The organism is Atopobacter phocae ATCC BAA-285 (genome assembly GCF_000526675.1).
GTDB classification, from domain to species: domain Bacteria; phylum Bacillota; class Bacilli; order Lactobacillales; family Aerococcaceae; genus Atopobacter; species Atopobacter phocae.
On the sequence record NZ_JAGN01000002.1, the window covers coordinates 1 to 16,289 of the forward strand.

8 protein-coding genes and 1 rRNA gene are annotated in these 16,289 nt (G+C 34.2%); all 9 read right to left on the bottom strand.

Annotation, left to right across the window (positions count from 1 at the left end):
- Positions 1-187 (bottom strand): 16S ribosomal RNA (locus L866_RS0100470); the annotation flags it as partial.
- A gap of 471 nt (positions 188-658) precedes the next feature.
- Entirely contained in the window at positions 659-1,447 is a 789-nt protein-coding gene (locus L866_RS0100475; RefSeq protein ID WP_051452830.1) for a class C sortase, read from the bottom strand.
- A gap of 58 nt (positions 1,448-1,505) precedes the next feature.
- Positions 1,506-2,315: a class C sortase gene (locus L866_RS0100480; RefSeq protein ID WP_245578418.1), complete on the bottom strand. Its 810-nt coding sequence runs from the start codon at positions 2,313-2,315 to the stop codon at positions 1,506-1,508.
- A gap of 80 nt (positions 2,316-2,395) precedes the next feature.
- Positions 2,396-3,325: an MSCRAMM family protein gene (locus L866_RS0100485; protein WP_025728088.1), complete on the bottom strand. Its 930-nt coding sequence runs from the start codon at positions 3,323-3,325 to the stop codon at positions 2,396-2,398.
- Between the two features lie 119 nt (positions 3,326-3,444).
- Positions 3,445-4,995 (bottom strand): SpaH/EbpB family LPXTG-anchored major pilin, encoded by a 1,551-nt coding sequence (locus L866_RS0100490; protein ID WP_084030222.1) that lies wholly within the window; start codon positions 4,993-4,995, stop codon positions 3,445-3,447.
- Positions 4,996-5,086: 91 nt separating this feature from the next.
- Positions 5,087-8,155 (bottom strand): VWA domain-containing protein, encoded by a 3,069-nt coding sequence (locus tag L866_RS0100495; protein ID WP_025728092.1) that lies wholly within the window; start codon positions 8,153-8,155, stop codon positions 5,087-5,089.
- A 417-nt stretch (positions 8,156-8,572) separates the two neighbouring features.
- Complete coding sequence (locus tag L866_RS08930; RefSeq protein ID WP_245578420.1) at positions 8,573-12,493, bottom strand: alpha-amylase family glycosyl hydrolase; 3,921 nt, start codon at positions 12,491-12,493, stop codon at positions 8,573-8,575.
- Positions 12,494-12,753: 260 nt separating this feature from the next.
- Positions 12,754-13,317 carry a hypothetical protein gene (locus L866_RS0100505; protein WP_025728096.1) on the bottom strand — a complete coding sequence of 188 codons (564 nt, stop codon included), beginning with the start codon at positions 13,315-13,317 and terminating at the stop codon, positions 12,754-12,756.
- 158 nt (positions 13,318-13,475) lie between these two features.
- Complete coding sequence (locus L866_RS0100510) at positions 13,476-16,157, bottom strand: VWA domain-containing protein (RefSeq protein ID WP_025728098.1); 2,682 nt, start codon at positions 16,155-16,157, stop codon at positions 13,476-13,478.
- Positions 16,158-16,289: the final 132 nt, after the last annotated feature.

Below are 16,289 nucleotides of genomic sequence, written 5' to 3' on the forward strand. Positions count from 1 at the left end.
CGGTATTAGCAGTCGTTTCCGACTGTTATCCCCCACTGATGGGCAGGTTACCCACGTGTTACTCACCCGTTCGCCACTCAGTCCATTCGGTGAGTGCAAGCACTCGGTGAATGAAACTGCGTTCGACTTGCATGTATTAGGCACGCCGCCAGCGTTCGTCCTGAGCCAGGATCAAACTCTCATGAAAGAATTTAATTGCTCATTTGTTTGCCAAAACTGGCGTTGTTATCACTTATCCGTGATTTTGAATTGTTGTTTTAATTTGCTCCGTCAGAAACAAATTAACCCTACACATTTGGTTCGTCTTTATTGTTCAATTTTCAAAGGTCACTCGTTAATCGCATGTCGCGACAACTTCTAAATAATATCATAACTTGTATTTCTTTGTCAACACTTTTCCGAAAAAGTTTTTTGTCGCTTTCCGGATAAAATTGTTTCAAGCACGATATATAATTTATACTATCAGTCCCGTTATCCAAAGTCAATAACAATTTAAATTTTCTTTAAATTTATTTTTTTAACTTCCACAACGTTTTTGACAACTATTTATTTATACCATATCCACCTAATCAATTCAATAACTTTATGACATTTTTTTAAATTTTACCCTAAAAAAAACAACGAGCATTAGCGTTCGCTAATCCCTCGTTGTTCATTTTTATATCTTTTGTTTTTTCTTACGATATTGGTAATACACTATTAATGCTATGAGTAAGAATACTATTAACAACACAAGCAGTACACGTTTATATAGGAATCCAACTGATTCTTTACGAATCGCTTTTTCTTGTTTTTCTACATAAGGAATTCGATGCCCACGTACTAATAGGCGGTGACTATTAATCATGTATGGGGTACATGTTAATAAGGTGACATAATCTTGGCCCTCTACTAGCTTCACCGCATCGATGTCTGATGGTTCTACCACTTGAATCTGATCGACTTGGTAAGCTAATGTTTCACCAATGTTATTCACATAAAAAACATCGCCTTTCTTGACGTGATTTAGATCCGTAAAGAGTCGTGCATTCGGTAGGCCACGATGAGCGGTAATTACTGCATGCGTAGTTGTCCCTCCAACCGGAAGAGATGTGCCTTCTAAATGACCCGCTCCTCGTTGCAGAATGTCTTCGCTAGTTCCTGCATAAATGGGTAGTTCCACGTGAATAGAAGGGATGGAAATATAACCTATTTGCTCTTCCACCTCTAACATCCGCGCATACTCTTTTCGTCCTTCTTTTTGTTTCTCTGTAAATGGATCGCCTGACGCACGCCATTGGACGGTCTCATTATACGCCCGCGCTAAGTCTAACCTTCGATTAATTTCTGTTCGATCAATTTTTTGAGCTTCTTCTTTAAACTCATTAATTTTCGCATGAGAAGCTCGGTAATATACGACTTGGCTAACAATTGGATAAGTAACTAGACTTAATCCCATTAAGAACATAAACAATAAAATTAAACGTTGTCTTAACTGTTTTTTATTTGACTGATGAGCTGATCGTCTACGCACGTCGATCACCTACTTTTAACTTTTTCTTCTTCCGACGTTTTCGTAAGTACCATAAAATAAGCAATACGATAACCGCAACGGCTCCACCTATTAGATACCAATCAAAGTTATTCGTGCCTTCTACTTCTTTGTCCATTTTCTCTGGGACGTATGGAATGCGTTTCGCATGCACTAAAAGACGATGACTATTAATCATATACGGTGTACATGTTAATAGAGTCACCCGGTCTTGTCCCGGAATTAATCGCAACGGGTCAATATTAGTTGGTTCAATTACTTCAATCTGATCTACTTCATAAGCTAGCGTTTCTTTCAAGTTACGGACATAAAAAATATCTTTAACTTTTACTTTATCTAAATCCGTAAATAACCGTGCAGTTGGTAAGCCACGATGCGCCGTTAAAACGGCATGCGTATTTTCCCCACCAACGGGTAATGACGTGCCTTCTAAATGCCCGACTCCCTTTTGTAAAACATCTTCACTTGTCCCTGCATAAATTGGTAGTTCTTGTTTGATTTTCGGTATGATAACCTGTCCAATTTGTTCATTCACTTCTAACATGCGGGCATATTCTTCACGTCCTGATTTTTTCTTTTCTTCCGAAAAAGGATCATGCCATTCAATCTTTTCACTTGGATTGTTAAGCGTTTGGTTATACGCTTGCGCCAACTCAATCCGTCGATTAATTTCTGTCATGTCAATTTTTTGAGCCGTTTCTTTAAATTCATTAATCTTCGCGTGGGAAGCTAAATAATAAACCGTTTGACTAACTATTGGGAATCCTACTAGACCTAATCCCATTAGAAAAATGAAACCGAATAAGAGTCGCTGTTTCAGCGATCTCCTATTCGGTTGCTTGTTTGTTATTTTTTTGTTTTTTCTCATCCGATTGATCCCTCACTTTTCGTGGAACGACCTAACTTGATTCCGATTCCGATAAGAAGCACACCCACACCAATCATTAATAATGATTCACCCGTTTGTGGCAACCATGGTGGTGTATTTGGTTTTTTAGGTTCATTTGGTTTGTCTGGTGGTGGCATTAAATGGTTTTCATGCGATACGTAAACACGTTCAGCACTTTGAACAGTAAACCATAGGGGACGATCATCTAACTTGTATCCTTTTGGCGCTTGAATTTCTTTAAAGTAGTATCGCCCTGGTGTCAAGTTTGATACCGTGATTTCCCCCGCTTTATTCGTTGTTAAACGAGTTAAAGCTGACATATCTGTCGTCAATTGTTCATCTTTAACACGTAATGGTGTTGTTCCATTCGCATCATATAATTCAAAAACAGCTCCTGCTAGCGGTACTGATTGATTATCTTTAGTTGTATATTTTAACAACGTCACACTTCCACGTTCAATCATTATTTTAGGATAGACTGTCACGTGCTTATTTCCTTTAATGTCTGGTAATAACACTAAAAAAGGTACACTCTTTTGATGTTTTTGGGCAGTCTTTGGCATTTGACGCACATAGTATAACCCTTGTGGTAACTGCGATAAAGTCGTTGCTCCTGCCTCATTGGTCGGATTAGTTTCATAGGATTTAATTGCTTGAGCTTTTAAACGATTCTCATTTAATTGATTTAACTGATCCAATTGCGCATCATTATTCACTTGATACACATTAAATGACCAACCACTCATCGGTTTATTTTGCGCATCTGAATCTCCTGCACCAACTGCTATAATCGTTAATTCATTTGATTCATCTGCCATAACTGTTGGCATCGCCATTTGCAATGGCATTCCTATCATGCATAGTAATATAAAATATTTTCTCATTATATTTTTTAAATGTTTCATAAATAACTCCTTTCTATTTGCACTCTCTTCCTTGTTAAAACAAACGACCAATTAATTCATTTCCTTTAACAAAGAAGAGCAGTGACCTGCTCTTCAACTGTTTAATGTTTTACATCAAATTACGCTTCTTTTGTTTCTTTTAATTTCATGTAAGCTACACCCATTAAGCCTAAACCTAATGCGATGAAGATTGCTGAACCGATACCACCAGTTTTAGGAATTTCAGGTTTTTTTCTGTTTTGAATTTGTTGGATATCTTTTTCACTATTATATGAATCTTTAGTAACCGTAAATGGAATTGGTTTTTCTGATACCACGTATTCATCAGGTGCAGCGATTTCTTTTAATAAATAACTATCATATTTAAGACCCTTCACTTCAAATTCTCCATTTCCTTCCGAAGTAAAGATGTGAGCCGCACTACTACTGTCTTCAAAGTAACTGTCCACTACCGGAATCCATTTCCATTGATTATTTGGAGCATCCGCTAAATACATCTTTTTATCTTTACTCATAATTAAAAACTTTGCTCCAGGTAATTGCTTATTCCCTTCTTCATTTGTTTTCACAAACTTTTTACCACCTGTCTCAACAGTTGGTGGAGTTTTCGGTCCTACTGAGTTTGTATTCCCTGGATTATTTTCAAATTCTAGTTCTACAGTATTTTTTATTTCTTGTCCCATTTTCGCGTTTCTGTTAATAGTTGTTGTATAGTATACATATAACTTTTTACTATTATCTGAATTTTCATTCAGCTTTTTCAAGCCATCATCCGTTAATTTTACTGTCAATGTTCTTGATACTTTATTTGGTTTTTCTATACTGTAGTAAGCGCTACTAACTTCTTTCTCTTTTAACATTGCATCTTTAGTCTTAAAGTTTCCAAAATATACTTTCACAACATCTGTATTTTCATCAAATGTTAATTTTTCATCTAACTTATCTGTTAATTTAAAAGAAACATAATCCTTTAAGTTAGTCGGTACATCTGCTGTGATAATCCAAGGAACTTTTTCCCCAATTGTATAATTCGCATTATCGTTATCTATTTCTTCAACATCTTTTTCAACTTTTGGTTCGTCACCTGTAATATTTTTTGGATACACATTGACTACATCTAATTTAGTTCCTTTTCCATCCTTATCTATATTTTTATACAATGGCAAAGAAATTACAAAAGGTACTGCTAGCGCACTTGTTACATTCTTAGGTTTATCTGATTCGAAAAAGTAATAAGTGCCGTCCGGTAAAACAACAGATGCAAGTCCGTTACTGTCTGTTTTTTCAGGAAGGGTAACAACTTCTTCTTCATATGTTTCCATAATTGTTTTTGAAGACATTCCCTTTAGTATTTCCTCAGTTATTTCGTCTGTCAGTTTAATGTAACTGAATTGTACATCTTGCAAAGGTTTAACTTTCACTCCAAGGTCGTCAAAGTTTTCAATTTCAGCTCCATCTTTATTTTCCTTACCACCGGCTTCTATCCATTTTTTATTATATGATTCTGCCTGAAGCTTATGAATTCTTAACGTTGTCATATGCTCATTTTCCTCTGCCAATGCCGACATACTCGGTGCGATAACCGATAGTAGCATTAAGAATGTCGTAAATAGTATTGCTAATTTATTTTTGTGTTTCATTTTATCTCTCCTTTTTTTATTAAATGGCATGCTTCTACAATATATTGCTTTGATATACTATCATACAAATTAAGCGAAATAAATACTTACGTCTTTTTTTATTCAAATTCTAAGCATAATTCTAATTATATTTTAAATTTTCTTGTTTTTCGTTGTGCCACCAACTAAATATCGCAATATTTACCAGTAGTATACCGACAGTTAGGTAAATCATCTCCAACGACGAACCTGTTTTAGGGAATTCCGATTTTGAAAGGTTTAATACTGTTAATTCAATTGTTTGTTTATATGTATCATATTTCATATCATAAAAATCATCTTTATTTTCTAATTTTACATTGCCAGTTTCCAATATTTTTAATTTAATTGGTTGTTTTAAAAGATGATAGCCTTCAGGTTGTTTTATTTCTTGAATTAAATACTCTCCGGGGTTTAATTCTAAAATTTCATTTTGTTCATTCTTAAATTCAATAATCCCGTCATCATTAGTCGTTCCCACAGCAAGTTCTTTATTATCTTTCATTATTGAAAACTCTGCTTCTGATAGTTCTTTTTTAGTATGTGCGTCTTTCTTAATCAATTTTAATTTGTAAGGCTTAAATTCTTTGGTATTAATCCAATGAGAATTATCCTTACCTTTTTCAGATTTATAACCTTCTACAGGAATTTCTTTTATATTGTATTTAAATGTTTCTCCTTGATTGTTAAATTCAGGTAACCAATATTCTTTATCACTACCTATTTTTTGTTCAGCCAATATTTTTTCTATTCTTTTGTTTTCCCAACCATTTTTGCCATCCATTGCAACATATCCTTTTGCCCAACTTTCACTTGTCATAGGCGAACGCTCTACTTCAAAGTATATTTCTTTTGGTCGACTGGACGCATCCTTATCATATTCTATCCATTCTTTACTTAATTTCAGCCTTGTCCCAGGAGCTTTAGCGGAAGGAACGCCAAAGTCAACTTTACTGTCACTATTATGATTCGGTTTAAATGTCGTTTTACCGTTTAATGGATACCACTTTCCAGGAATAAATTCTTTTGATTCAGTATTCATGCGGACACGATAATGAATTTGTACTTCTTGCCCTTTACCTAAATTAATATCAGAAACTTTCAATTCACGATCTGATTTATCCAATTTTGGTACTGATGGGTTTATTACATTCCCTTGATCTACTCGCTTAATTGTAATATCTGAATTATCGAAGTGAAACATGTTACCTAAAGGATCAACGATTTCTCCTTGATTTACAGTATTAAATCCTTCAACAATCGTTTTAGCTTGTGCTACAAGGTATTCAAATATTTGATGAGAATAGTCTGCTGATTCATACTTTCCTTGAGAGGCCATCAATTCCATTCGATATTTGACATCCTCTTGTGAGAGGTAATTCACGTAATCACTAGCTAACTGAATTCCAAGCACATTAATATCTATACCTTGACTTTTTATCTTATCTGCTTCTCCTAAAGTCGCCGAGAAGGTATCACTAATTGTCAACCAATAATCTCTATAATACTGATCCCTAGCATAAATATTTCTGGCATATTGGACAGATTCTAATTTAGATGTGCCACCTGTCCCTTCTATTAAAGTACCGTAGTTGTCCACTCCGTATACTAAATTGCCCACTCTTTCCGCTGATTCTAAGTGATATGAATAAGTTGGAACTCCGTCTGTTAACACAATTAAACGCTTATCTTCTGCCGTTCCTTTTTTTAATATCCTGTATCCTTCCATCAATCCTGCCTGAGTAAACGTTCCACCTCTAATAGTTCTTTGCACTCCATCTATAATTTGTTGTTTATTATTTTCTATACTTCCTAAATCAACACTGAATTTTATATCAGCTGATCCTGTATACCGGTCATTAATTAACTGTCTTCCAGCATAACCTACTGCCCCAACCTTTATTTTATCTTTGTTTCCATAATTTTGAATATACTCAATAAATTCGATAACTCCATTTCTCATTTCTATATATTTATTATTGTCCAACATTGACCCAGACATATCAATTACTAAAACAATATCTACAGGTTTGACGTTTCTTTTTTCATTCCCTTTAATATTCAAGTAGACATCGTATAATCCTTTTTCATTTGTTTCCCTAGCATATTTACGTATCGAAAAATCTGGATTAGTTTTATTTTCTCCGTATTCAATATATGAATCCTGTGTATTGTTTGGGTCGCCGTCCCATTGTCCGTTGCCATCCCATGTTCCTTTTTTTAACGAAAAACCTTGATGATTTATTACGTTTTGCTGGTTAGTTGGCTTCCAACTGTGAGTAGGAAATACCCCTTTTTTATTATCATCATTTGTATATTTGGGTGCTTTATTTGTGTAGTTAATCGCTTTTTCATCAATCGATACTCTGTATTCTGCTGAACGAAACGCACGTGGTGTCACTTGATCGATTTGATCTACTTCACTGTCAAAACTTGCTTCGAACGTTTGCTGTGTTTCATCTGTCATTGCTATGGTTACATCGACTTTTGAAGTGACATTCGCTGTTCTTTTTTCCGGTAATTTAATTCGCCATTTTATTACTTGTTTGTTATGGCCTTTAGGAAGCATCATTTGGTACTGCCCATCATTTTTCTGATAGATTAATTGCCATTGTTGTTCTGCTTCTTCGTTAAATGGATCAATCAGATTTGTTTCTTTTGCTGTTGGTTCAGTCACTTCTGATTCAATCTCTTCTTCCATCAACTCTTGTTCTTGTTTATCAGCTGTTTCTTCCACCTCTAATGGTGGTGTTTTTTCTGAATAGGATTGTTTTTCAGCTGCTTCTTTTGCTAATTGATACGCTTCTTTCTTATTTAAGTAGTTTTTATAATTCTCATAATTATTCAAATATTCTTGTTCATTTTTTGTGACTTTTATCGGTTGATACGGATCATCAGAATCTTCATCTAAAATGACCTCTTTTAAAGTCACTTTTGGATCATGAAATTGCACATTCAATTGAAAATCTTCAATGAGTTTTTCTTCTTGATTAATGAGTAATGTCCATTCACCTTCTCCAGCATGTTCAGAATACGTCCCGTGAATATACGACGTTCGATCATCGGCCTGAATACTTTTGGTTATATTCACACAACTACTTATCAATTGCATGAATAGACTAAATAAAAATCCGTACGTCATCCATCGATAAAAAGTTTTATTCCTGTTCATAATGCTCTCCTTTTACTTCTTTTACTTCTAAACACTCCACTAATCAGATATTATACAATAACCTCTACTTTTTTACGATATAAATGTTTATTTTTATTCATATTTTTTGTTTTATTATAATCATTAAATATATATGAGACCGGTTTTGCTCATTTTTTCACCTATTTAAAATCGTTTTATGATTATTCCTAATTTACAATTTAAAATTATTCATACTATATTTTTCTTATTAAATTTGCTATTATGCTTCTTTATTCGTTATTTTGTATTAATTAGACATTTTGACTTTACATATACTATTACTTAAAGTTATTAGCTATATTTTCACAAACAAAAAGAAGGAGTAGGTAGCTGGGCTACTTCTCCTTCTTTTTCCGCTTATATTATTGGTATTGTTTCACTGATTCTAATTAATAATTAATTATTTTCTTCAGTTTTCTTCATCGTCATTGGCGCTAAACCTAACCCAACTAATGCCATAAGGGCTGCCGTTTGATAAACCGTTGCTTCGCCTGTTTGTGGTAAAGCACTTTGGGTTGTTAGTTGAACTTGTTTGCTTATTTCTTTAGCGGATTGAATCGCTAATGTTTGAGCTAATTGGTCTGTCGCTTTTTTAAGTGCTTGTTGCTCTTCTTTAGCTTTTTCAACTAATGGTTTTAATGTTTCTTTGTTCAATGCTTTTGTGTCAGTTGATGGCTCAACGTTAGGCGTTTGCGCATCTTTTGATGGTTTATTATCCGGTTTGATGGTTTCATCTGTCCCTTTTAACTGATCTTGAGCATCTTGTTTTTCTGTTTGAATGCCTGGTACTAATGGCGTCATTGGCACAGTTTCTTTTGGTGTTTCGCCATTTAGTTTTGTATTTGGCTTTGTATTTGGTTCTTCATTTTGTTTGCCTGGTGCTGATGGTTTTATCGGATTCGTTTCTTTTCCTTCTGACGTTTGGTCATTTGGCTGTTGTTTAATTGGTTTGCCTGGTACTAATGGTTTCATTGGTACGGTCTTTGGCTTTTCTTGTTTAAGTGGTGTAAATTCATCTGATGGCAATGCACCTGGACGAACATACATTGTATTATTTCCTGCATCGATATAAATTACACGATTTGTATCTAGTTGAGTAAATACATAATCTGCTGTTTTCTTTTTATTTACACGATCTACAATTTGAAAACCAATTTTCTTAGCATTTGTTGCTAAAGGTACATCCACATAATGACCGATGTCATCTACACCTGAAAATGCTTGGGCTTCCATTGGCCATTTATCTTTATCGTTATCTGTCTTTGCATGTTCTGCATCAAACCAAACCCATGCACCTAAATTTTGTGAAGAGGTACTTGGTAGCGGTGATTGATCATCAGTTGCAGTAGGTCCGTTATAATAAATTCTTACATGCCCATCTTTTAAATTATCTGGAGTTGTCACAACGGACTTCGCTTCTTGAATGATTCCTCGATCTACTGATAATAGAACTGTTCCGCCTTCTTTAATCGTTGGCATCATCAGTTGAACTTCACCCGCATCATTTGATTGATACGTTTGATTACTATAATGATCCGTTACAATAGCATTTGGTGTTGTTTTTAATGTTAAATGCATTGGTGCTGATGACAAGTTATAACCAATGTATACGTCATTTGTTGTTGTATTGGCTGAACGCATTTGAACAGTTGGTTTTACTGCCTTTTTGCCTTGGCTTCGTTTGGATAATAACCAGCGTTCTGCATCTGATCCACCCACTACTTCTAGCGTACCACGTGCTAATAATTCCGAATGATCTTTTCTGAATTGAAGTAATTTTTTGTAATGTCTTAGTACAGGGCTAGTTTCGACCTTATTCCAGTCTAAATCATAACGGTTGCCATATTCTGGCCAATTATTCGCTCCACTTTGCCCTAATTCTTCACCATAGTAAATCACCGGTTGTCCTTTTGACATCATTTGTAAAGTTGCAGCAATTAAGGCGAGGTCTTTTTTATGTGCTAAATTTTTGTATATAAATCCGTCTTCGTCATGACTACTTAAAAATTGTCCTAATGTTTCGTTACTTGTTAATTTTTGGTTCCGTTTAATTAATTCATCATGTGCTTCTTGTAATTGACCATTAATTAATTGTTTCGCAATATTCTTGAACCCAAAGTCTAACAAGCTGTCCATCATACCATAGCCTAAATGACCTTTTGTATCTCTGTATTCTGCGTCCCATGACTCCCCGATTAAATGGAATCCTGGATCAATTTGAACGAGCTCATTTTTAAAGTGTTGCCATGTTTCAGGATCAACGTGCTTCACTGTATCGACACGGTAAGCATAAATTGAATTACCTTTTTCTGTTTTAGCTGTTTTCAGCCATTGTTTTTGCCAGTCAACCAGTTGTTTACGTACGTTGTGATCTTCTGTTTTAAAGTCAGGTAATCCAGCTAAAGTAGAATGAATTGGATCACTATCAACATTGTCAGCAGCGTTTTGACGTAACATGCCTTCGAATCGTTTACGTTCTGCTTCGGTTGGGAATCCTGGTGCATTTCTGTTTCCTTTTCCATCCATTCCATATCCTGCATGGTTTAAAACGACGTCAACCATAATTTGAATGCCTTTTTCAGCCGCTTTGTCAATTAATTCATGAAACTCTTTAAGTGTTCCTAAATGTGGATTTAATTTTTCGAAATCTGATGCCCAATAACCATGATACCCGTAGTACGCACCATTTTTTGTTCCATAAGATGGATTATGTTCAACGTTTTGAACAATTGGTGTCACCCAAATCGTATTCACGCCTAAATCGCTTAAATAATCTAATTTTTCTGTGATTCCTTTGAAGTCTCCACCGCGATAAACACCCCGTTGATTTTTAGCTTCAGCGTATGGTAAATGATTTGGATTATTATTCTCTTTGTTTCCATCGTTAAAGCGATCTGTTACCATGAAATAAATAACGCGTTCATCCCAATCAAAGGTTCCCGGTTTTTTATTGCGTTCAACCACTTCTACTTCAGTTGTTAAATGATATTCGCGGTATTTAGAATCCATAACCGTTACTGGGATTTTATATTTGCCCGGTTTTACATTATGGTTTACTGAAAAGCTTACTTTCTTCAAAATAGGAGATATTAATTGAACGCTTGGTCCACCTACTGCAGATATATCTGCTTTAATGCCTGTAATTTGAGCTTTCTCTTCGCCAGTCGCTTGAATCGACAATACAGCTGATTGGTCATAATGAATTGCTCGGTTCACTGATGCTGTAACATTTAATGAAATCGGTGCATCTGGATTTGCTTCACCGTGGTTATAGAATGGGTCTTTAAAAATAATGAAATCTTCATCTTTTAAGAAGATTTGTCCGCCAGAATTTTTTCTTAAGACAGATAAATCTCTTGATTGATACCATTTGTCATTAGATTTCTCTTTGTTGACTAATAGGAATTTTAAGTTGGATTCAATTCCTTTCGAAAGTGGAACGTCGATATATCGTCCGAACGAACCTTCTTCTTTAAATTCGATGGCATCTGTTACACCTTTATTAGAATCACTATGCTTTTGTGCGTCGCCCCATAACCATACAGACCACCCTTTATAATCTCCGTCTGTTCGCTTGTAGTTAATACGCAATACATTTTCTTCTAATGGTTTATAATCGCGTTGAGCGAAATCCGGTTCAACCCACGCTTCTTTTTGCGATTGGTCTCTTAAATGAATCGCTTTATTGCCTTCTTCAACCTTTTTCCCATTTTTTAATAAAATATAGTTGATATCACTTGGCACAGCTGATTGCTTAATGTCTACGTAACTTCCGTAAGCTGTTGTATGGTCTGATTCAATCGGAGTTGCACCATCAGGCCAAGGGGCAACATCTTGTGAGATTTTTTCTACACCTCCCCAAACCCAAACGCTATATTTATCTTCATTGGTTGTTTTTATTCCTTTAAAATGTATGCGGAAATTTCCATTTTGAACTGCCGGCGCTTCTTTTTCTACGTTTTGTACTTGAGTTGGTGTAGTTGTTTCTGACACATCACCTGTTTTAAATTTCTTCTCTTCCGTTAGTGTTTCTTCCTTTTTTGAATCCGATGCAGTTACTTTTGTATCTTCTTCAGATAAATCACTTGCGACAGCTGATGTTTCTTGTGCATTTAGTGCAACCGGTTGCTCTTTATCGTTTAAAATTTCTAATCGTTCTGTTGTTCCACTCTCTTTTACACTATCAGCTAAAATTGTTGAATGGTTAATACTTGGTGCGAAAAATAACCCTGTAAATAGTAATACTGAACCTACGCCTGTTTTCAAACGGCGAATACTGTATCGTTGAACTGTCTTTTCAACTTGAAATTCTTCCATTTTTTTCAATTTTTATACCCCTTTCTTTAATCCCATCCTTATGTTCCCGTTTATTATACATTTAAGAGAAAACGTTTGCAACATCTAACAATAATTATTTTATAAAGAATCTAATTTCTTCTCTCCTATATAAAAAAACATCTATGGCAATCACCCATAGATGTTAATCATATTTTTCATATTTTAATGTTCTCACTTAATTTTATACTTTCAATTATTATTTTTTACTATATATTATGTTTGTTAATCACGCTAATGTATTATTTGAAAAGATTCTGTACCCAACTCGTAAAGTTTCCCCAAGTATTTCGGAAAGGATCACTTACTTTAGTTTTCCATGACTTAGAATTGTCATATTTGACATATCTTTCATATAAACTCTCGTTTCTATCTTTTTCGCGTTCTTCTCTTCTTTCTGCTTCTTCTTTTTCTACTGCAGCCTTGCTACGGTACACAGCCGTTCCTAAATATACATTACCGTCTGCTGCTATTTTTAATCTAATAGTATCACTTTCTTCTAAGGGTCTATGTAGTTGTACCGTATAGTATCCTTTTCCATCTGCTCGAAAACTTGGTTTCTTTTTATTTTTTTCCTTATCTTTTTCAAAATTAAAGTTTTGTTCTACATTATTAACATAAGGGATAACATATCCATTATCGTAGATTTTAACTGTGAATTTATCTTGCCCTATTTTCATATTAGTAACTTCAACAGGTGGATATTTTTGCCCTGCCCTTGCAAAATCATTAGAATCGTCCGCTTTTACACTGACTGATAAACCAATTGCTAACATCGTAAATAATAACATTATTTTTTTGATCATTTTATCCACTTCCTTTTTATATAACTATTACGCTTAATTTAAACAGATACGTTTTGATCAATTCATCAATTGTTACAAAAAGCGCCCTCCATTAAGAGCGCGCTTATTGTAACAAAGATGTTCAGACCTTTGATTTTTAGTTATTTCATTGAACAATTTTAATTTTCTTGTTCTTTTGTTTTAGTTGAGCGAATACCTAGGCCTAATCCTTCTATTAATGCAAGACTTGCTAAGGCATAGTGTGAACCCTCACCTGTTTGAGGCAATGTTGCTTGTTGAGTATTTGATGGTGTAGATGTTTGACCTTTGTTTTGATCTTCCGCTTTTTCTTCGTGTTTTGGTTGATCTTTCTTAGGCATTTCTTCTACTTTTGGCTGTTCTTTTTCATCCTTTGCATCCTCATGTTTTTCAACTTTTGGTGCTTTTTCCGGTGCTTGATGTTTATTTAATGCATCTTTTCCATCATTTTGTGTTTCTTTATTAGGTTTTTCTTTCTTAGGTACTTCTTGTTTTGGTACTTCTTGTTTTGGTACTTCTTGTTTTGGTTCATCTTTCTTAGGACTTACTTCAGGTTTTTTAGGCAATGGTTTAGATTCTTTCGGCATGTCTTTCTTAGGTTCTTGATGTTCACCTTTTCCTAAGTTTTCTTCTTTTGGCTTAGGTGCTGGTGTTTGAGATAATTCTGGTGTTTTTTCTGATTCATTTTTACCTGCATTATCATGATTTAAATCTTCTTGGCCTGAATCATTTGGTTTATCCATTGAACCATTGTTTTCTAGTTCAGGTTGGTTATTTCCATTGTCTTGAGGTTGTTCTTTTACTGGTGGAACAACTTCAGGTGTTGGTTTTTTATCATCCTCATGCACTGGTGGTGCTTGTTGTTCATCTTCTTTTTTAGGTACATCTTGACCTTGAGGTTCAATTGGTTGTTGAGGTTGTTCTTGAACTTTTAAATCAGTTAGTTTTGGAACTTTAATTTGTTCTTCTTTATCTTTGTTAAAGACTTTATAAGTTAATTTGGAGTCGATTGTATTATTTACATCAGAAACGCTTAATTTATAAGTCATCTTAACCGGTTTTTTTGAAAAATCATCTTTATTTAACTTCCACGTTACATTTGCTGGGTTTTTCCAAAATATTAAAGTTGTAGACATAGGTGTATATTCACTATTGCCAACAGTTTGTGTTAATGAGTCTTTTATCAATTTAGCATCATCTGGTAAGATATCCTTTATTTCAATGTTATTTAAAGTGAATCTTGAACGAATATCTTCGTCTTTCGAATTCATGATATCAAAAAATTTGCCGTCACTTGACATTCTTTTAATTAATCTATCATATTTCGTTTCGGAATTATTTATATTTATAGCATGAATATGGATCCCAGCTTTTTGAGCTAATCTAGCTTCCGAAATCGCATTATTAATATGATTATAATAGATAATTTTACGTGGTTGAGTAACTGTTTCAATTAGTTTTTGAGCAGCATCATCATACGGATCATTATCTTTTATTATATTTTTAAAGAAACTGCCTTGTTTCGACAGCCATTTAAATGGACTATTTGGACTAATTTTCTCCATGATTTTTTTTGTTACCGTTCCACTTGGTTTGCCATCTTTCATCTGCTTTCCTAATGAATGGATGTGAGTACCTTCACCAATTTTTGTATTATAATCGTAAACATCTTCTTCTGTATCTTTTGTTTCTTTCAATCGAATATAATTTAATTGTGGAAATGCATAAGAAGCTAGTTTGCCCAATCCCCCTGTCAAATAGCTAGGGAACTTTATATTAAAGAAAGCACCTAATTTTTCAGCATCTTCTATTACATAATGAGATTTGTGGGTTGTTTGATATGGAATTAGATTAAACAAATATCTAGTATCTGTAACTTCTTTAACATCATCAATTGGTAAAATGTTTTCTAAATTCTCTTTATTAACTCCATAGCTATAATTTGCTTTCCCATGAGTTAGTAATACAATATGCTGCTCTTTGTGTGGTTGTTTTTTGTCTTGGATTTCTTTAAAATCTTTAAGCGCTTCATGAATTGCACCTTGTGTAAAAGCTCCGTCAACAAAATGTCCAACTTCTTTTACTTTATCTAATGCATCTAATATTTTTTGTTTATTAGATGTGAATTCGACTAATGTTGTAAATTTAGAATTAAATGTCATTAACTGCATGCGATGCAGATTATTTTCATTATCTAAAAGTACATCAGCTAATTTTTTAATACTTTCTTTTGCTTTTTCTAATCGATTATCTTTCCCCATTATATTTGATGTGTCTAATAACACACTAACATCAGATCCAAATTCCATTTTTTCTGGATCAACAATTGTTTCTACTTCATAAATAACATTTCCATTTTCATCTGTAGTTCTTGTGATTTTTTTATTAATTGCACCGATTTTTGTTTGTGTATTTTCTTCTGCGCTTTCAACTACTGGTTTTTTATGGGATTCTTCACCCGTTGTTTCCTCGGCTTTATTTTGCTTTTCTTCTGCTTCGCTACCTTCAGTTGAAGATGTTACATTTTCAGCAGTTGGTTCTTCATTATTCGTTTGTAATTCTGTATCTTTTACCTCCGTTGCATCCACTGCAGTTGCTTGTGGTAACACAATTGTCGTATCGTCTGCCGTTGTTTCTGTTTCAACAGGAGCTGGTGCAGTAATTGCTGGAGAAGCTGTTTCTGCCGCCATAACTACTGGTGTTGTTGATAAAATGAAGCTTCCTGCTCCAAATGATACTAAGCCGATTGCTAATTTACGTAAAGTGTACCTTCTAGTGTTTTTCGATAATTTTAATCGATTACTACTACGTTTATTTTTCATTAAGTTTAATCTCCTTGAAATTTAGTATTATTCGCTGCGTCAATTTTTCAATTTATTATAGCACAGCGTTTTGACAATTCAAGGATTTTTTTGTATTAAAAGAGTGTTTTTCTATATTATTAGAGAATTTTT